17 protein-coding genes are annotated in these 19,653 nt (G+C 41.4%); 5 read left to right on the top strand and 12 right to left on the bottom strand.

Translation table 11 applies throughout. The features are described from left to right. The 10 genes from KZA12_RS08030 to hisF form a co-directional block, all read right to left on the bottom strand. Complete coding sequence (locus tag KZA12_RS08030; protein WP_218689866.1) at positions 1-1,677, bottom strand: AAA family ATPase; 1,677 nt, start codon at positions 1,675-1,677, stop codon at positions 1-3. Between the two features lie 19 nt (positions 1,678-1,696). After that, positions 1,697-3,799 (bottom strand): Mu transposase C-terminal domain-containing protein, encoded by a 2,103-nt coding sequence (locus KZA12_RS08025; protein ID WP_218689865.1) that lies wholly within the window; start codon positions 3,797-3,799, stop codon positions 1,697-1,699. Further along, on the bottom strand, positions 3,783-4,598 hold the full coding sequence (locus KZA12_RS08020; RefSeq protein WP_218689864.1) for a TnsA endonuclease N-terminal domain-containing protein: 816 nt from the start codon (positions 4,596-4,598) through the stop codon (positions 3,783-3,785). The genes KZA12_RS08025 and KZA12_RS08020 overlap by 17 nt, the downstream gene beginning before the upstream one ends. A 149-nt stretch (positions 4,599-4,747) precedes the next feature. Then, entirely contained in the window at positions 4,748-6,592 is a 1,845-nt protein-coding gene (gene glmS / locus KZA12_RS08015; protein WP_218689863.1) for a glutamine--fructose-6-phosphate transaminase (isomerizing), read from the bottom strand. Between the two features lie 177 nt (positions 6,593-6,769). Next, positions 6,770-8,143 carry a bifunctional UDP-N-acetylglucosamine diphosphorylase/glucosamine-1-phosphate N-acetyltransferase GlmU gene (glmU, locus tag KZA12_RS08010; protein ID WP_218689862.1) on the bottom strand — a complete coding sequence of 458 codons (1,374 nt, stop codon included), beginning with the start codon at positions 8,141-8,143 and terminating at the stop codon, positions 6,770-6,772. Between the two features lie 294 nt (positions 8,144-8,437). Next, positions 8,438-9,028: a phosphatidylglycerophosphatase A gene (locus KZA12_RS08005; protein WP_201623376.1), complete on the bottom strand. Its 591-nt coding sequence runs from the start codon at positions 9,026-9,028 to the stop codon at positions 8,438-8,440. Between the two features lie 3 nt (positions 9,029-9,031). After that, positions 9,032-10,069: a thiamine-phosphate kinase gene (gene thiL, locus KZA12_RS08000; protein WP_218689861.1), complete on the bottom strand. Its 1,038-nt coding sequence runs from the start codon at positions 10,067-10,069 to the stop codon at positions 9,032-9,034. A gap of 2 nt (positions 10,070-10,071) precedes the next feature. After that, the gene (gene nusB / locus KZA12_RS14900; protein ID WP_256932889.1) at positions 10,072-11,256 is read right to left on the bottom strand and encodes a transcription antitermination factor NusB; all 1,185 of its coding nucleotides are present in this window, start codon (positions 11,254-11,256) and stop codon (positions 10,072-10,074) included. Between the two features lie 213 nt (positions 11,257-11,469). Further along, complete coding sequence (ribE, locus tag KZA12_RS07990) at positions 11,470-11,991, bottom strand: 6,7-dimethyl-8-ribityllumazine synthase (protein ID WP_201623373.1); 522 nt, start codon at positions 11,989-11,991, stop codon at positions 11,470-11,472. Positions 11,992-12,191: 200 nt separating this feature from the next. Further along, a complete protein-coding gene (gene hisF, locus KZA12_RS07985) occupies positions 12,192-12,974 on the bottom strand; it encodes an imidazole glycerol phosphate synthase subunit HisF (protein WP_218689860.1) in 783 nt (260 codons plus the stop codon). Between the two features lie 97 nt (positions 12,975-13,071). Between hisF and KZA12_RS07980 the strand changes: the two genes are divergently transcribed. The 4 genes from KZA12_RS07980 (at position 13,072) to KZA12_RS07965 (ending at position 16,957) form a co-directional block, all read left to right on the top strand. After that, the gene (locus KZA12_RS07980) at positions 13,072-13,920 is read left to right on the top strand and encodes a class II glutamine amidotransferase (RefSeq protein WP_218689859.1); all 849 of its coding nucleotides are present in this window, start codon (positions 13,072-13,074) and stop codon (positions 13,918-13,920) included. A gap of 358 nt (positions 13,921-14,278) precedes the next feature. Then, positions 14,279-15,556, top strand: a complete 1,278-nt coding sequence (locus tag KZA12_RS07975; protein ID WP_218689858.1) for a homoserine kinase — start codon at positions 14,279-14,281, stop codon at positions 15,554-15,556. A gap of 153 nt (positions 15,557-15,709) precedes the next feature. Then, complete coding sequence (locus tag KZA12_RS07970; protein ID WP_227677266.1) at positions 15,710-16,048, top strand: hypothetical protein; 339 nt, start codon at positions 15,710-15,712, stop codon at positions 16,046-16,048. Beyond that, positions 16,049-16,957, top strand: coding sequence for a class II glutamine amidotransferase (locus KZA12_RS07965; RefSeq protein WP_201623369.1), 909 nt, complete (start codon positions 16,049-16,051; stop codon positions 16,955-16,957). Here the strand turns inward: KZA12_RS07965 and KZA12_RS07960 are convergent. Both KZA12_RS07960 and KZA12_RS07955 read right to left on the bottom strand, forming a co-directional pair. Continuing rightward, entirely contained in the window at positions 16,954-17,478 is a 525-nt protein-coding gene (locus KZA12_RS07960; RefSeq protein ID WP_218689857.1) for a YchJ family protein, read from the bottom strand. The two genes, KZA12_RS07965 and KZA12_RS07960, sit on opposite strands and share 4 nt — an antisense overlap. A gap of 92 nt (positions 17,479-17,570) precedes the next feature. Further along, complete coding sequence (locus KZA12_RS07955) at positions 17,571-18,287, bottom strand: metal-dependent hydrolase (RefSeq protein ID WP_201623367.1); 717 nt, start codon at positions 18,285-18,287, stop codon at positions 17,571-17,573. Between the two features lie 151 nt (positions 18,288-18,438). Here KZA12_RS07955 and KZA12_RS07950 point away from each other — a divergent pair, with 151 nt between their 5' ends. Beyond that, positions 18,439-19,458 (top strand): DUF3025 domain-containing protein, encoded by a 1,020-nt coding sequence (locus KZA12_RS07950; protein WP_218689856.1) that lies wholly within the window; start codon positions 18,439-18,441, stop codon positions 19,456-19,458. Positions 19,459-19,653: the final 195 nt, after the last annotated feature.

Genomic DNA, 19,653 nt, shown 5'->3' with positions numbered 1-19,653 from the left:
TCAACTTACCTTAGGTAGCCAATCATTAATGTCAAATATTAGCGATGTAGAGTCTTTTAAGTGTTCATAAAATGAATTGCCTTGTTCCTTTTGAGTGAACTGATAGCGTAAATCTTCAGAGTCAAGAGTATGCCAATCTGTCTGTTTTATATATTTTAATTTTTTGTTACAAGCACTTGTTTCAGAGTCACTTTGTAAAGCGCTATTTTCAGCTTTAATCTCTTTCAACCATTCTAAAATAATAGGTATTAAATCAGCCATAGATGCTTCAGGTAGCTCAGAAACTACTTGTTTGACCGTAGGAACTAGTAGAGGGGAGTCTTGCCCCATATCGACTAACATACGATGTAATCTAATGCTTAGTTCGCAACCCTGATACTCTGATACCTCATCAAATTCAAAATTTTTTTGATGTAACTTACTTTGAAGCTGTAATAACTTTTTATCAATATCCGGTATCACCAGATCTGAGAACTGGGCGATTTTATCTGCTCTACCAGACTGTAGGGCTTCTATCATAGGGTGTATAGGTCTTAAATCTTCATCGTAAGTAGTTTGCAGTAATTTAACCGTAATACGTTCTAAACCTGAATCTATAGCCCTAAGCTGAGCAAGCACAAAAAGCTTAACTACTATATCTAAAATGCCTTGTGACAGATCGTACCAACGACTTCTTATGTCATCAGATAATATGATATCTGCTTTTTTCAACCATTGATGTTTCCACAGGTTGTCTGTAAATCTGTTCCATTCAGACTTATATGTTTTGCCATCTGCTAAAACTATATTTAGCTCTTGTACCATCTGCTCCCAAAAAACTGAGCCAAAACCTGCTCCACGACGAGCTGACCTTAAATCTCCTTCAAAAATGAACCTAGCTTTTGGTGTCCCAACCATAACTACAGGAAGACCTACTGTATTTACTAGCGTCACGAAAAAATTCAACATTTTTTCAGCACCACCAGATTTATTGACACTGAGATGTTGTATTTCATCTATTACTAATAGTCCAATAGCATGATGATTAGAAATTTGACGCATTAGATTCAACAAGGTTTCAATACTGTGTCGTTTCAATGCATACTTCTTTTCATAATTAGAGTCTAAAGCTTGGTCAATTGCTCTAAAAAAGTGAAGGCATAAGCTTTTAAGTGAACCATCATGTGGACAATCTACTCTTAGGTAGACAATTTGAGTAAAGTTTAATTCTGAATGGTAAATGACTTGAGGGTAGGTCGATAGAATTTTATTAAGCGTGGTCGTTTTACCGCTACCTGAACAGCCTATAAAGGCTAAGCTCCGAGCTGTAGAAGTCACTGTAGGAAACCTAATGACATCGTCCTTACCGGACATTAAACGCTCATAGCCATTTTGAAGATGAGTATTTAAAGAGCCGTCTTTAGGATTACGTCCAACATATCCTTCACGAATCATGATTGATAATTTTTTCTCAAGATCAATATGACGATTAATAGGCTGAAAAAATAGCCCCATCATTTGAGAGATTAAGTGGGCTCGAACAGAAGATGAAGCCTGACAATCAGAATGATTAAACTCTATGCTACCTTTAAGTCTTTTGGCTACTTGTGCTGGTTCTAAAATGTAAGGTAATGCCTCAATAAATGGATTACCTTTGTATGAACCAAAACTCTCCCTGTACACAGCATTAATCATCATTACCTCTAACCTTCTATAGTCAATCATCTTCAGATAAAATATCATGATAGACTGGAAACTTGAGCGCTAGCTCTTCATCACCCAAGTCTGTTTGGTCCTTATTGCTTCTTGCCGTCGTAGGCAGTTGAATTACCTGTCCTTTTTTAAATTTACTTCTTTGCCTTTCCTGACGTTCCTCATCTTTAGCCAACCTCTTGTTATCAGTAATATTAGCCAACTGAGCTGACTTAGTCTTAAAGGTTGTTGGTTTAGCCTTAATCGCTTCTTGTATGATCTTCTCATTTTCTCGCTCAAGTGTTTCTAACGCTAAACTACTTTTGAGCTCTTGATTTGCAGCTACATTTTTTTGCTCTTTCTGTATTTGCCAGACCTCCCAAAAGCTACAGCCTTTAAATTCTCTTGAACGATCAGATAAATGAGCTTTCCAATAATTAAGACTATCTTGTTCATAAAATATATAAATTGTGTCTGCATCTAGAGGATCATAAGCAACCTTGAGTGACTTAGGTCTACTAATTGTACTTTTTCGATGAAGCCAACCTTTTTCTCTTATTTCAGTACAAATATAGTAATTACCAAAAAGCTTAATACCTAGATCTGATACTGTGGCTTTCTTTCTAGGCAATAGTGCAACATATAAAGCTTGCTCTGAAACAGCACGTAACCTACCTGTCCGATGTTGTAGCCCCCAATTCCACAGTTCAATAGGAACTATAGGTAAATCAGAAGGCATATCATTATCTCTATCATAATGGCTTAATTGATGAGCGTTGTTGTGCATTAAAATTGAATTAATCATAATCTTCTTGAAATCTGTAATCGTTAGAGTGGAGTCTAAACGGTAGTCGTTTCCTCCTTTTTTCTTCTCTTTAACACCCGTGACTACTCCTGGAGCAAACGGTTTGAATTTTGCTTGCATCGTTTTGAAGTAGCGTTCTACAACAGGTTTTAAGTCACCACGATAAGGTGGGGTATTTTCAATTCGAACTGAAAAGCTTTTTTCTAAAGTTTCAATCTGATGTCCTAGTAACTCTCCACGATCTGCTAAAATCGCGTCTGGTAAACCCATACAAGGCCAATCATCAGCTGTGATGTTAATCCCATAATTTTTACAGTAGTCTTGTTTATTGATTACGGCCATTTCTAACGCTTGTATGCTAGCGGCATACGAAGGGTTTTCAAATCCAATATAAAAGCCAGCTATCATACGACTGAATACATCAGTTACAAAATAGATTACAGGACGACCTACAATATTCTGTCTATCTGAATTGGATAAAAGATAAATATCTGCGATTGTAGCGTCTATCTCATAGCGTGAACCAGGGCCAAGCACTTGAGTGTTGACAGTCGATCTTAACTGTCTCACATCTTTGTTATAACTAATTTTGTTATGTCTGGCTTTGAGTTTTTGAACGGAAGTAAAGTTCTTGTTATAAAAATATTTAAACTGCCAGACACTTGGAAAGTCTTCTTCTTTAACGTCTGGATTTAAAGAACGATACATAGTCTTAAATTGTCGGTAAGCATAAACAACTGTATGTTTACTATCATTCAAGAGATGTTTATTGATAACGATTGAGAACAGCCTTTCAACATCCTCACTAATTATAGCGGTTGTACCCTGCTTGTGAATCCTAGGCCTGCCAAGCTTTTTATCTTTAGGAATACGTTTTTTACCCTTTGCTCCAGAATTTTTATAGTTTGGAAGCAGCGCATTAGGTACTTGACCCCTTCGCCAATATTTTCTGATGAGCCGATAGAGAGTTTGATTCGTACTTTTATCTGAATTGACAATCTCATTAATTATTTTTGAACGCACTTCAGGAAGGTAATATAATTCATTCGAGATAATCGGTTGTATCAACTGATAGTTCTCATCTCTCTTTATTTGAGCTGTGGTACCGTTTTCTGGTGATTGCAATAGCAAGTATTGGTAAGGATCATCTGTTAAATGACATTCACCTTCTTCAACTAAATCGACTAAGCTTTGCGTTTTTATTAATTCAGGCAGAGCTACAGTCTCGTTGATATCGATCCAAACAAAAATGTCATTTGGCAACTCTTTTAGAATTCTGTATTCTTTGCCCTGATTGTTGTAGATATCATTGATTCGAAACATATCGAAGCTCCTCAGCTATTAAGCTCCAACAATCAGTTCTATCTACACTCAGATCACTGCATTTAAGCTTCCTGAAATCAACACGCAGATCGAAAGTGAAAAATCTTTGGGCTAATATTCTTCTAAGCTCGTTTAAGGAAGCTCCAAGGTCACTATAATAGGCGTTATCGATTTCTTTACACAAATTAATAATTGAGTTGGTGGGATTTTTTAGTATCTGTTCGGAGTAAAAATTTAGCTTAGTCTCAATGTCAGAATAGATGTCACTATCGGACTCTGGATATAACCATCTGATATTATTTTGAACTTCTAAAGGAATATCTTTTTCCGTAACTATTTGCCAAGGAATCCCTTTACTCTGCCAATAACGACGTTCTATCTCTAACTTTTCTATGACTCTAGGATTATTTAAATATTTTGAATACTTAGCTTGAAGAGCAAATTGGTTGTGAAGGGTATTAGAAGTGACCACGTAGAAGTCTGAGGTCATTATATGTAGCTTACCCCTAATACTAGGATGCTTGACTTGCATTGAGTTGGCGATCTGCTGGGTATCTTCATATTTTAGAGGAAACTGTTCTCGTATATCAGTTATATCAGCACTCCATTCAAGAACTAAGAAAGCAGCTAATTCTAAATCCGACATGAGATGATGAGTTCGTCTAGTCTTATGTCCAAAGGTTCGGTGAGAACGTCCTGTTGAGGATATGTCAGAGATTTTGATCCAAGGCTTATAATCAGCTAACTCTCCTTGACCTCGTTCTTCTTCAATCCACTTCTGTTGTTTTTTGGAGAGCATAAAAAACCCCTGCTAATGTTTTATTAAACAATAGCAAGGGCCAGTGCCCGAGTCAATAGGATGATACTTTATTACTCAGGATGAAACTATATTACTTAAGATGATACTTTATTACTCGCCTACACAAGTGAGAGTCAGTAAGAAAGTGTTTACTCAACCGTAACAGATTTTGCCAAATTACGTGGCTGATCAACGTCCGTACCGCGCATGACGGCCACATGATACGACAGAAGCTGTACCGGCACACTATAAACAATCGGTGCAAGAGTTTCACAAACATCAGGTACATTGACCACATGCATACGATCCTCGGCGACCATTTTGCTGGATTCACTAGCGAATACGAACAGCTCACCATGACGAGCATGAACTTCTTGCATATTGGCTTTAAGCTTATCGAACATGCTGTCTTTAGGGGCCAACACGACGATAGGCATGTCTTTATCAACCAAAGCTAATGGACCATGTTTGAGCTCGCCTGCTGCGTAACCTTCAGCATGGATATAAGAGATCTCTTTAAGTTTCAGTGCGCCTTCAAGGGCTATTGGAAACTGCAGACCACGGCCTAAGAATAGGCAGCTTTTCTTATCCTCAAAGCTTTCGCTCATGGTTTTGATAGCAGCGTCTAAATGTAAGCTGGCATAAAGCTGACCAGGCAACTGCTGTAGTTCACTAAGTAAAGTGCCTAAACGCTCGCTATCCATACGCTGCTGAGTAGCGCCGACTTTTAATACTAGTAACATTAAAGCGACCAGCTGAGTGGTGAAAGCCTTAGTCGAAGCTACGCCAATCTCAGGACCTGCAAGGGTAGGCAAGTAAATATCAGTCTCACGGACTAATGACGAGGTGGCGACATTACACAGGGCCAGACTCACCAAGCCAGTAGGCTTTTGCTTTTGAGTATCACGTAGAGCCGATAAAGTGTCAGCAGTCTCACCAGATTGCGAAATGCAAATCACTAACGAGTTATCGACTACTACTGGGTTACGATAGCGAAATTCGCTTGCCACTTCAACTGAGCAGGGCAGACGGGTTAAGTTTTCAAACCAGTACTTAGCCACCATGCCAGCATGATAGCTAGTACCACAAGCTAATATTTGAATGTTACGAATACCGGACAGCTGATCCTCATGACGTTGTAAGAAATCATCACGTAGCTTTGAGGTGTTAGTGCTATCAATGGCCATCTCTAAAGTGCGAGCGACTGCATCTGGCTGCTCATAGATCTCTTTGAGCATATAGTGCTTAAACTCGCCTTTATCGGCATTATGTTGCTGTGCATCTATCTCATGAATCTTACGACTGACTTCTACACCATCAGCAAATATTTGAATACTATTACGAGTCAGCTTGGCAATGTCACCTTCTTCTAGGTACATAAAGCGGTTGGTTACTGGTAACAGTGCTAGTTGATCGGATGCGATAAAGTTCTCACCGATGCCTACACCAATCACTAATGGCGAGCCTAGACGTACGGTAATTAATTCCTCTGGGCTATCTACATGCACAATGCCTAGGGCAAAAGCGCCATGTAATAAGGGAATGACTGCACGTACTGCTTCTAATAAATCAGGAGTCTGTTTATAAAGGTCATTAATCAGATGCGCCACAACTTCAGTATCAGTTTGTGAAGTAAACTCATAGCCTTTAGCGATCAGCTCTTCTTTGAGCTCAGCATAGTTCTCAACGATACCGTTATGCACCACAGCGATTTTGCCAGATACATGCGGATGTGCGTTACGCTGTGCAGGTTCGCCATGAGTCGCCCAACGGGTATGAGCAATACCGATATGACCATCAAAAAACTCAGGATTGATAGCGACAGCATCGACCAATGCTTGCACTTTGCCAACTTGACGTTCACGATGCAGCTCGCCATCACGAATTACTGTGAGACCAGCAGAGTCATAACCTCGGTACTCTAAACGCTTGAGACCCTCAAGTAAGATATTGGCAATATTACGTTCAGCGACTGCGCCTACGATTCCACACATGGCTATTCCTTAAATTAAATATATTTGGTTATTTGGTTATTTATTAAATTAGAAGGGCTGTAAAAATATAGGTTAGTTAAATACTATTAAGCAGCGCTGCAAACCTTGCTACGCTACTTGATATTTATTAGGTTGTTCATACCAGCTAGAACTATTTAAGCTCTTAGCGCCATGCCATTACTTGATGGGTCTTTGAAAACCTGACTTCTGAACTTGGCGTCCTCGAGCCAATGCCAAGGCATCAGCGTCTACATCATCAGTAATCACTGAACCAGCACCGACCGTAGCATTTTTGCCGATAGTCACTGGGGCGACTAAGCTTGAATTAGAGCCAATAAAGGCATTATCGTTGATAATAGTTTGTGACTTATTGACACCGTCATAGTTACAAGTGATAGTACCAGCACCGATGTTAGCATTAGTACCAACGGTTGCATCGCCAATATAGCTAAGGTGATTGACCTTACTGCCTTTACCGATAACCGACTTTTTGATTTCAACGAAGTTGCCAACTTTACTGTTATCAGACAATACGGTATCAGGGCGCAGATGAGCAAACGGACCAACATCTACCCCAGCACCTACTTGCGCATGATCGATGACACAATAAGGCTTTATGTGGCAAGCGTTACCTAGCTGTGAGCTCTTAATGACGCAGCCAGCTTCGACATAGACGTTATCCCCTAAGGTACAATCGCCCTCAAACACTACGTTAATATCTATGAATACATCTTGACCAGCCGTCAAGCTGCCCCGAATATCAACTCGTGTCGGATCAGCAAACTGGACGCCAGCCACTTGTAAATCATGGACTAGCTTACTCTGCCATGAGCGCTCTAAGCTTGCGAGCTGCTGACGGTTATTAACCCCTTCGATCTCAAAGGCATGCTCAGGCTCAATCGCTGCAATACTAATACCATCTGCTACCGCCATTTTTACGATGTCAGTGAGATAGTACTCTTGTTGCGCGTTATCATTGGACAATTTAGGCAAGTATTTATGCAGTAGGGCATTATCAACGCAGTAAATACCACTGTTAATCTCAGTAATCTGCTGCTCAGCGCTACTAGCGTCTTTTTGCTCAACGATAGCTTCAATGTCACCATTGCTGTTACGCTTAATACGACCTAGGCCAAAAGGATTATTGACTGTCAAAGTTAGCATTGACATGCCGTTGGTATTGGCCGCTCGCAATAAAGTCAAAGTTCGACCACTAACTAACGGTACATCACCATATAGGATTAGACTTTGACCTTCTTTAGGTAGCTTATCTAGAGCAACCTTTACCGCATGGCCAGTACCTAACTGTTCTGTTTGTGCCACCCAAGTGATAGATAAATGTGCATATTGATCATCAATTGCTGTCTGCACTTGATCGCCACCAAAGCCATAAACCACGATAGTGTCATCGACAGTCAGCTGATGACAAGTATCTAATACATGACCTAATAAAGACTTGCCCGCTAAGGTTTGCAATACTTTTGGCTTAGCCGATTGCATACGAGTGCCTTTACCGGCAGCGAGGATAACGACAGAAAGAGATGAAGTCATAGTATTCCTAAAAGATATTGCTAAAATAAAGCCACAAATGTAACAAGGTATGACTTAATTATAACGCAAAGTTGTTGATAAAAACTTGTGAATACAAAAAATATATAATGTTATAAAAGTGTTAGGTCTATATCTTTTTGCTAAACCTGTGCTTAGATAAGACCTATTTATCAAATTAATAGTGATAAAGCACTTTTTATCAATACTATTTATTTTGATAAATACTCTTTATAAAGCAGTTAATAGGCTTAGTATTAGCTCTTATGATGGCCACTATAGCTATACAATAAAGCTTTAAAGCATAATGCCCGTTATGGCGATCATCCATATAACGGCAGCCATAATACCAGCTATGATATCGTCAAGCATAATCCCCAAACCGCCAGCGACTTTCTTGTCCGCCCAATCAATTGGTGGTGGCTTAATAATGTCAAAAAACCGAAACAGGATAAAAGCAAGGGCTAAAGAGAGGATGCCCAATGCTTGGGTAATATCATGCCAAAAAGTAGCAGTACTTACGCCTAGATAAGAAAAAGGCAATAAAGTAATCCAGATACCTGACCACTCATCCCAAACAATATGCGGATCGTCATGGACACCCATTAGCTCTGAGGTACGCCCACATATCCATACCCCAACCACGCAGGATAGCAAAGTAATAATAAAAAATGCCGTAAAGCCTAAGCTCATGAGTGGTACGGCGATAAGCAAGCCACCGACTGTACCCCAAGTACCTGGCGCACGACGTGGCAACCCACTGCCTAGACCAATACCTAACCAATAGACAACACTATCCAGCGCACTGGCATTGGCGGGTAGAGACGGGCAGTCATTAGCTTTGCTAATATCAGGCTTAGTGCTATGTTTAGATGAGTCGTCAGTCATGATCTAACCTGTAAAGTGTTGATAACCAGTGAGCGTAGGTAGCGTATTAAAAGGTGCTGGCTGCTCAACAGTTACTGCCTGTCCTTGATAAAACAGGATAGGATTTAGCATTAAGGTAGGGTTGCTGTTCTGATCTTCAGGGGTATCAGCAGCGATGGCAATAACCTCGCCGATACAGCTAGCGGCAGTATTATCGATAGGCGGTTCGATATCAGCGGGCAAAGTAAAAGCCAACTCATAATCATCCCCACCTGCTAATTGGCATAATAGACGCTCAGATAAATCAACTTTGGCTAAAGCACTGCTGGTTGGCAAGCGCTCAAGATCAATACGCATAGTGACAGCGCTTTGTTGGCAGATATGACCTAAGTCTTGATAAAGGCCGTCAGAGATATCTATCATCGCCGTCGCACCGATTTGTGCTAGCTTAGCCCCCAGCGTGATACGTGGAGTGGGCATATGTAAACGATGGCTGAGCTCAAGCCCAGTCACATTATCAGGGTGTTGCAACGCATAACTGGCATCGCCAAGGGTACCCGAAACATAAACTTTATCACCCACTTGTGCGCCTGACCTATAGACCGCTGGCGTGTTCGAGTTCAAAAGACCTTGAGCACTAACGCTCAATACTAGATTGTCGCTACGCGTAGTGTCACCGCCAATAAGGGTGACGCCAAATAATTGGCAAGCATGAAATAGACCTTTGGCAAACTCAGTTAACCACTGCTCATAAGCAAGGCGCTCAGGCAAGGCTAGCGCTAATAAAATGCTGTGTGGCGTTGCACCCATAGCCGCTAAGTCTGAGACATTAACCGCTACGGCTTTATAGCCAATAGCAAAAGCCAGTCTTTGCACCTCTGACCAATCAGCGCTAAAGTGCCGCCCTTGAACTAAGGTATCGATACAGCTGACTAAGCGCGCCCCAGTAGGCAGGCCCATGACCGCCGCATCATCGCCAATACCTTTTTCGATATCAGCCGGTAAGGGTAGCGCTGCTTGCAACTGGCAAAATATACGCTCAATCAGCTCAAACTCAGTCATGATTAGTCTTGGCTTCTATTAACAGTAGCATCTGCAACAGTACTATCAGTTGCAACAGTATCTGATTGTTCGTTATCTGCTTGATCGCTGTTAGTCACCTTTTCTGCAGTTTGCTCTGCTACGTTGCTTGTTATTGTTTCTGCTACTGCATCATCTGCTACTAGACTATCTTCTACGGCTAGTACAGCCGCGCTATTATCGACAGTAGCATCATCGTTAGCGACAGTCGTTGCTACCGTTAATACGCTATTTTGTTCAGCAGTAGTATCGATAGCTTTTTCATTAATAACCTTGTCATTAATAACCGCATCTTCAGCAACACTTTCGTCTTTTTGTGGCGCAGCTACTGGCTTTACGCTTTGTTGTTGCGCTTTTTTGGTATTGGCTGCTGCCGCTTGAGCGGTACTAGTTCCAGCGTTTACTTTAGTGGGACGGTTACGTTTGACACTAGCATTATTAGCACTAATACGTGGCTTAGTAGAAGCGGTTGCGCTGCTATCTGTTTCAGCACTAATGGCTGGCTCATTTGTACTAGCGGCTACTTTTACTACAGCTGGTTTTTGTGAATTGCGCTTATTAGCCTTAGTGTCTGCTTGTACTTCAGCAGCACGTAACTCAACGGCCATTCTATCGAGTACCGCATTAATTAATTTGTGTGCATCAGTAGCACCAAAGTGATTATTAAGCTTCATCGCTTCATCCATAACTACTTTATATGGAATTTCTAAGCGGTTTTGCAGCTCATAAGCACCAATAAGCAAAATAGCATGCTCAACAGTATCTAACTTATCGACTTCACGGTCTAACTGCTGACTAATAAGGGCATCTAGTGCTTGGATTTGTTCTGGAATATCACGCATCATTTCATGATAGTAACCAATATGCACTGTATGCATAGCATTAGTGGCACGAGTACGCGCAGCAATGTCATGCGGCGCATTGTCTTTCCAACCTAGTTTACCGCTGGTATCAAAGCGACGATCAGTCATTAGCCATTCATAAAGACCTTGCATAGCAAAGCGCCGTGCCTTACGCACAGCAGTGTGACTAGTCTTATAAGAAGACTCACTCATATCGAAGTGTTGGTCACCAGCACTACTGCTCGCTAAGCTTATAGCTTCAGCTTGCTCAAAATTGGTTTGTGCTGTTTTCGCAGCGCTAATGGCGCGCTTGAGTTGGTCAGTCATAAGGGAAAAATACCTAAATGTTAAATAGTGGTTTTAATCAATAGTGTTCACTAACGATTCTAAACAATGCTGTTAAATAGTAGTCGACTGATAAATATTATCAGTACATCTTAAAGCTTAAACGCCATGATGGTTAACCACAGCGCCTATTAAATTATAATCAGACAATAAAATTCAAAAAGCGGTAATCAGCTGCTTATCAACGCTGTCAAATTAAGCAACATCATCGCTATCGTCGATATCTAACTGCGACAATACAGCGATCATTTCTAGGACTACCATGGCAGCTTCTGAGCCTTTATTGCCAGCTTTAGTACCTGAACGTTCGATAGCTTGTTCAATAGTATCAGTAGTCAATACCCCATTACTTACTGGAATATTATAATCAGTAGCAACACTACTTAGACCTTTGGCTGATTCGCTAGCTACAAAGTCAAAGTGTGGCGTGCTACCACGGATAATAGCACCCAAAGCTACGATAGCGTCAAAACGATCTGATTCGGCAGCACGCTGAGCAACTAACGGTAATTCAAAAGCACCAGGCACACGGATAACAGTGATATTGCTACCCAAAACGCCATGACGTAATAAGGCGTCGATAGCGCCATCAACTAATGACTCAACTACAAAACCGTTGAAACGAGCCACGACAATACCGATACGAGCGTCTTCATTTTGATGCAAGTTGCCATCAATATGAGTAACATCATCACGCTGCTGTTTTAGATTTGACATAAAGCTATCCTTTGTTACTTATTAAAATGAGGAATTAAATTATTGTTTAAGGCTTCAATCAATTTTTAAACGACTAATTGACTAAAAACAAAACGAAAATAAATAGTTAGCGCTATGATAGCATTTTTCTATATAAAGGGTCTGTTGAACATTGACAAATATGCACGACATTTGGCTACTAATGGTATTTCAAAGTCAGGTTACAAACGCATAGCTATGCCTTGAGCAGTCATGTACTGTTTGGCCTCAAGAATAGTATGTTCACCGAAGTGAAAAATACTGGCAGCTAGCACCGCATCGACGCCACCTTTTAGTACTCCATCAGCTAAATGTTGCAGGTTACCAACGCCACCTGAGGCAATTACTGGCACATTAACTAAGCTAGTAATTCGCTGCATAAGCGCTAAATCATAGCCTTTTTTAGTGCCATCGCCATCCATTGAAGTGACTAACAATTCACCTGCGCCTAGAGCCGCCATTTTTGCCGCCCAAGCAACGGCATCAATACCAGTTGGCTTACGTCCACCATGAGTGAAAATCTCCCAACGTGGTACTAGCAGGCCATCAACCGTTATGTCAGCTACGCGCTTGGCGTCGATAGCCACTACGATACATTGATTACCAAATTTCTGTGCCGCTTCGCCTACGAATTCAGGAGTAAATACTGCTGCTGAATTAATCGCTACTTTATCTGCGCCAGCGTTAAGCAAATTACGGATATCAGCAATTTTGCGTACCCCGCCGCCAACGGTTAACGGTACAAATACGGTCTCTGCCATACGCTCAACAGTATGATAAGTAGTATCACGCTCATCATTAGTCGCCGTAATGTCCAAAAAGGTAATTTCATCCGCCCCTTGTTCATTGTAGCGTCTGGCCACTTCAACTGGATCACCAGCATCTTTTATATCGACAAATTGTACGCCTTTTACCACGCGGCCATTATCGACATCCAAACAAGGTATGATACGTTTTGCTAGCATGAAACCGCCTATTGGATAGTAGAAGAATACAAAGGTAAATAATATAAAATGCTATGATACTCGTTACTTTTTTACAAAACAAATGCTAAGGGTATTTATGTGTCAACTGCTTGGGGTTAATAGTAAAAATCCTGCAGATATTGGTTTTTCTTTTGGTGGATTTCGCCGTCGTGGTGGCTTAACTGATGATCATGTTGATGGCTTTGGTGTGGCCTATTTTGAGCCTACTGGGTTGCGCATCTACTGTGATGATCGTGCAGCTATGGACTCACCAATTGCAGAATTAGTAGCTAACGCTAAGATTAAAGCGCTCAATACTATAGTGCATTTACGTAAGTCTGATGATAGCTTACTGCGCAATGCCCATCCTTTTGTACGTGAGATATGGGGCGAGTCTTGGGCGTTTTCTCATAATGGTAAGATGACTATTGAACAGGCGACTGACAGCGACCCTATCAGGCAAGGAGTGTCTCATTATTACTGTCCAGTAGGCGACACTGATTCAGAATTTGCCTTTTGTTATTTACTTAATCAGCTCAAAGATAATTTTGAGCAGAAACCTGATGATAAAACCCTTTTTGGCTTTTTAACTGAACAATGTCGCTTTTTGGCCGATTATGGTCTATTTAACTGTCTATTATCCAATGGCGACTGGTTATTAAGTTATGCTAATACTTTATTGTTTTATGTCACGCGCCAAGCGCCTTTTGGTCTAGCTACTTTAGTTGATGCTGATATCAGTATTGATTTTCAGCAAGTTAATGATCCTGATGATGTTATAACCGTATTAGCAACTATACCGCTGACTACTAATGAAGATTGGCAGCAGCTAGCAGTCAATGAGTGCGTGATTTTTGCAGAGGGTAGAATCGCCCATCAAGATATCCCTAAACAGCCGATTTATTTATCAATTGAAAAAGGCTTACAGATCGCCAAAAGTGCATAGCCTATACGCTTCTTGACTATGACTATGACAAATTGGCTATTAATACTAAGTGTCTATGCAGATAAAGTCGCTATTAAAATAAAATGGCTATAGTCGGTTTTGCCGTTTTTGTTTGATCAATAGCATTATACAATAGCCGTTTACGACAGCAGCACCCTGTTATAAGCATTAAGCTATTATTTTAAACTGGCTATACTAAAATCATTACTATATTCGGCGCATTTTCGCCAAATTTCTACCCTGCTATTTAATGTTTGCTTATAGATACCTTTATTGTCACTATTGTCATCTAAATTTTAGCTATTAAACTTCTTATTGATCATAATTTCCTATTCATTCATTTTTTACGAGAACGCCCATGTCCGTTTATACCCAGTTAACCAATGAGCAATTTTCAACCTTTTGTCAAAGCTTTGGGGTGTCTTTTGCCCGAGCGATTCCTATTACTCAAGGGATCAAAAACTCTAACTGGTTTATTCAAACGACGGAAGATAGCGATGGTGAGCACTCTTACGTCTTTACCTTATTTGAAGAGCGTCCAGCAACAGATATCGAAAAGATGGCGGTGATACTCAATCAGCTGGTTGGTAAATTACCGGTTGCTGCCCCGCTAGCGTTGCTTAATGCAGCAGATGCTAATGTTAATGATGCTAATGTTAATGATGCGAGCGACGATCAACGCTATGTCATTCATTACCAGAACAAAGCCATAACTCTAGTGCCATGTTTGGCTGGCGAGCATCCTAAGCAAACCACTCAAGCGATGTGCCATGAGATTGGAGCGGCTTTGGCGTTGCTGCATGAAACCCTGCAAGCGTTGCAGCCTAGTGAAGATTATGGCGTTGCATTATACCCGTGGGCGCAAGTACGTGACCGCGAGATCCAGTTTATGCCGGGTGATGAAGCCAAATTAATGCGCGATATTTGGCAATCCTATACTGACTTGCCGCTGGCTACTTTGCCTAAAGGTCTCTGTCATCTCGATATGTTCGCTGATAACACCCTTTGGGACTTACCCGCTAGCAATGGACCACAAGCCAATGCCAAATTGACTGGTTTGCTCGATTTTACTGAAGTTAGCGTCGACCATTATGTAATGGATATTGCCATCACTATTAATGACTTTTGTACTACTTGGGGTGATGCCGAGCAAGGGGAGTCAGTTAATTTTGATCGTAGTAAAATGAAAGCTTTCTTAGACGGTTATCAGTCAAAAAGAATGCTGGCTAGTGATGAGCAGCGCGCGTTACCAGTGATGCTAGCTAAAGCTGCGGTGATATTTTGGTTATTGCGCCTAAACGTTATTCATTACAACCGCACTGAAGGGCGTACTGGCGATAATATTATGGTCAAAAACCCTGACTTAATGAAACGCCTTGCCGCTTATCATTGGTCACATGTTGAAAAAGCTCAAGATACAGTGTATGTGCTTGAGCATGCGGTTTATAAAGATGATAGCCGCACAAATGATGTCGAAGATTTTAAAATAATCGGTGTTTTTACTACTGAGCAACAAGCTCAAGCGGCGATTAAACAGCTACAAGCTCAGCCCGGTTTTAAAGATTATCCTAATGGTTTTCATATCGATAGTTATCCGCTTGATCAAATTAATTGGTCTACAGGGTTTGGCGGCTAGTAGCAGTAATCCTAGTTTATCTCTTACTATTTTGTACAGGCCTATTGCGCATTGACCTTATCTATTATCAAGACCTTAGCTACTTATAGATTTTCTGATTTATTGGCGACTAAGGTTACAAAAACTAATAGCCTAGACCCGAAGGATGACCTTATGAGCAACCAAGCTGATAACTGGCACAAACTGGCGCGTTATGACACTAATATGCAAGGTGAGCTGCACGCCAATCTGCTACGTAACAATGGTATTACGGTCTCTTTACAGCCGCTTAGCGCTATTCCAGGTATGAACTCTGGCATGGTGTTATGGGTAGAGAATACAGATTTTGCTCAAGCGCAGCGTATTCTAAACGGAGTCAATAATGAGGGTGTTGATGGCGCCAGTTTACTCGCCGAAATGAGCGATGCAGAATTAGGTATTATCTCAGAAAATCCATCAAACCAAATAACGAGTGATCCTAGCGCTCCAACTAACAAAGGCGGTACTCTTTAAATGTGTCAACTCTTAGGCATGAACTGTAATATTCCAACTGATATAGGGTTTAGCTTTGCAGGTTTTCGTCGCCGTGGCGGTATGACTGATAGCCACGAAGATGGGTTTGGTATTGCCTTTTTTGAGCGCAGTGACTGTAGTAATGTTGACGGCACAGATAATGCATCAACCGGATTACGCTTATTTCATGACAATCGTCCTAGCCATGAGTCACCTGTTGCTGACTTAATCAATAGTTACCCGATCAAAGCAATGAACGTCATCGCACATATCCGTAAGGCTACTCAAGGTCAAAACTGCTTAGCCAATACTCATCCTTTCGTGCGTGAAGTATGGGGCGAGCAGTGGGTATTTGCTCACAACGGTCAGATGAATAAAGAATTTATAAAACGCTGTCAGCGCTTGCAGGATAATGGCAATGCCTCACATTGTCAGCCTGTTGGCTCAACCGATTCTGAAATGGCGTTTTGTTATTTGATTAACCGCCTAAAGAGCAGCTTTAAAAGCCGCCCTGATGATCAAACGCTATTTAACTTTTTAACCACTCAATGTCGTTATTTATCTGCTAATGGCTTGTTTAATTGCTTGATCTCTAACGGCTCTTGGCAGTTGGCTTATGCTGGCAGCTTATTGTTTTATCTCACACGCCAAGCCCCATTTGGTGATGCGCAGTTGGCTGATGACGAGATATCTATCAACTTTGGTGAAGTGACTACGGATAAAGATAAAGTCACCATCTTGGTAACTATACCATTAACCAAAAATGAAAAATGGCAACAGCTAGCCGTTAATGAGTGCCTGATATTCCAAGATGGCGACATTCTATATAAAGACAGTCCGAGCCAGCGTAAGTTCTTAACTATAGATGAAGGCATTGCCATTGCACGGGCAGTTGGGGCGAGTGTTTAGGATAAATATCCACCACAACAACGCTTAAACTTCTCCCCTGAGCCACACAGACACGGCTGCTTTTGACTAATGGTCATAGCAACCGTCGGGTCTAAAAAGTACCAGCGCTCAGCTATCTTCACAAAGCTTGATAACTCATGATGCGCTTTGATGCCTTCTGCGGTATGGTAATAAGCCTTAAACTCAACTTGTGCATGACGCTTAGCGAGTTTTGGCGTATGACTCAGTATTTCTAATCCTGCCCAATTAGTCTCCTGCGCCCATGATTCAATATCCTTGATATCGAGTAATGGCTGCTGGGCGGGCACTGTAGTCTTGACGATATAACCTGCCTTTTGTAATACAAAAGCACTGTAGCGAGTACGCATTAAGCGCTCAGCGCTATCCGCTTTGGGGGTATTAGAGTCAGCGCTGTGATTCACGTCAACAGCATCGTGATAAGGCTGACAGCAGTCGCTATACGCTATCGGCGTAGTCAACAAACTCAATGAAGGCGAGACTCGGCAGGGGCATAGTGGCATATAGTCTTGGCTCTACTGATTAGTTGATAAAGTTTAGCTAATGATATTTAGCTAATAAAGTTCGATTGATAAAGTGTACTGATGGCGCAGGTTTACCTAAGTAGGTCTTCCATCATAGCTGGCAGCATATCTACTCTAAGCTGTGCCCAAGGTGCTGGATCACTTACTTGCTGTAAAAATGTCTCAAAGGGCGGAGCAAAATATACCAATACAGCCAGTAGAGCATATAAAAGCAAGTACCACCAACGGTCTTTATGCTGATAAAACTTCATTGCAGTACCCGATGAGCGCTTCATGCGCATGCCTGATAGATTGACACTATACAGCTCATCTAAGCTCAGATGCACAAGAGCACCACCGAATAAAAACAACCCGTAAAACCAGCTGGCTGTGAGCGGATTGTGCATTATATAATAACTTATATAAGTGAACCCTAAGCCTAATATAGCCATGTAGGGCACTGAATGGATGACGCCACGGTGCACAGTCATAGTAGTGAAAACATGAAATACTACATAGCGCATAAAACCATAGCCTGCCAACCATAATGCCATCAGCGCTAGCAAGCTAAGGTCGCTGCGCCAGTGCATCACTAAGCCAAAAGCAAATATAAATGAGGCTAAGTTAAAGCCAAGCTTGATCGGGGTAGAGTGATCTGAATCTAGGTCGGGTAATAGACCGCCAGCAGTACCTAAGGCTACGCACATCAAAAACCCCGAATCATCTATCAATCCTGTCTTATAGATAGTCAAAGCAGTGATACCACTAACGGCAAATGCGACATTAAGGTGAGTGTTAAAATTGGCCATAAATAAAAGGTACTCTGCTATTGCTATAAATAGGGGGTAATCTGCTGCTAAAAAAGCGCCCTATGATACCATGAGCTTAACCGCCAAATTTAATCCAATTTGCATAATAAGTTCACATAATGAAGGCTTATATCTAATAGAGATCGTTATCATGACTAGCACTACCTTTTCATCTGTAGAGTCACCTAAAACGCTGTCTAAACTAACGGTGGACTCAACGATACCTAGCCCCCTAAGCTTAGATAAAAGCTTTGCCGCTATCGATTGGCAGGCACCTTGGTTATGCCATCTAAGCGAACTAGACTATTTGAGCCAGCAGGTGCAAGAGCTCAGTGAGTCAAAAGATAATGACGACAGTTCTGGTAAACAACCAGCAACTCAGAGTAATACTGTTATTGCACAATTATTAAACACGGCACTGTTGCAGCGCCTAAAAAATGAGCAAAATCAGCCTGCACAGACCAAACCTAGTATAGGCCAGCGAGCGCACCTGTTAAAGTTTGTAGCCCAAGATGCACTGCCAGAAGGGCAGGGTTATGAGCATTTTATTGCCACTACAGGCAACATTCCGACTCGCAATAATTTGCATGACTTATTTAATGGCAGTATTTGGCTGACTTTCCCTAAGACAAAGGCATTACTTAATTATTATCATATGGATGAGCTTGCTAAGCAGGGGAATGGCGATAGTCGTGGGCGAGTGCGTGACACTATCACCGTCTTCGATGAGAATGGCGCTGTATTAGTCACTGCTAACCCTAGTATTGGCGAGGCTCTGATCGATTTTGATTGGCAGGGCAGCTTAGTGACGCCACGTGATGATTTTGATCATCCTTATCAAGCAAAACCTCAGGCAAAGGCTGCGGTCTATATCTTTGGTCATGCGTTACTAGAGCAGTTGATACAGCCGCGCAAGGCTTTGTGCGCGCATAGTACGGTTATCCACGTTGAGGCTGAGTTCTTTGCTTTGCCACTAGCCGAGCGCTTAGCCTGTCTAGATCAATATCTAGCAGATAAGATGGACGAACTCCTATCACAACAGGCCGTTACCCCACGTCAGCTTGCCCCTTTGCCTATTTTGGGTGTCCCACATTATTGGGCGCAGAATGCTGATCCTAGCTTTTATGAGGATAGCTATGTGTTTCGTAGTGGTCGTCAAAACCGTGGTTAAAACAATATGATTCCCCTACTAAACAGCTGTTTTATTTGCTATTTTGTTACTATTCACTACTTATCTAGGGTTAACAACGGTAAGGTTAATTGTTATAGTAAAAGGCAGTTGCTGTAAATCACTACGCTGGTACGGGTAAATTTTTTTAACCAGCTTATGAAATAAAGATAGAAAGTTTAATAGTAATATGTCGTT

The sequence above is a fragment of the Psychrobacter sp. BF1 genome (assembly GCF_019279065.1).
Taxonomy (GTDB): domain Bacteria; phylum Pseudomonadota; class Gammaproteobacteria; order Pseudomonadales; family Moraxellaceae; genus Psychrobacter; species Psychrobacter urativorans.
This window is presented reverse-complemented; position numbering and strand designations above follow the sequence as displayed.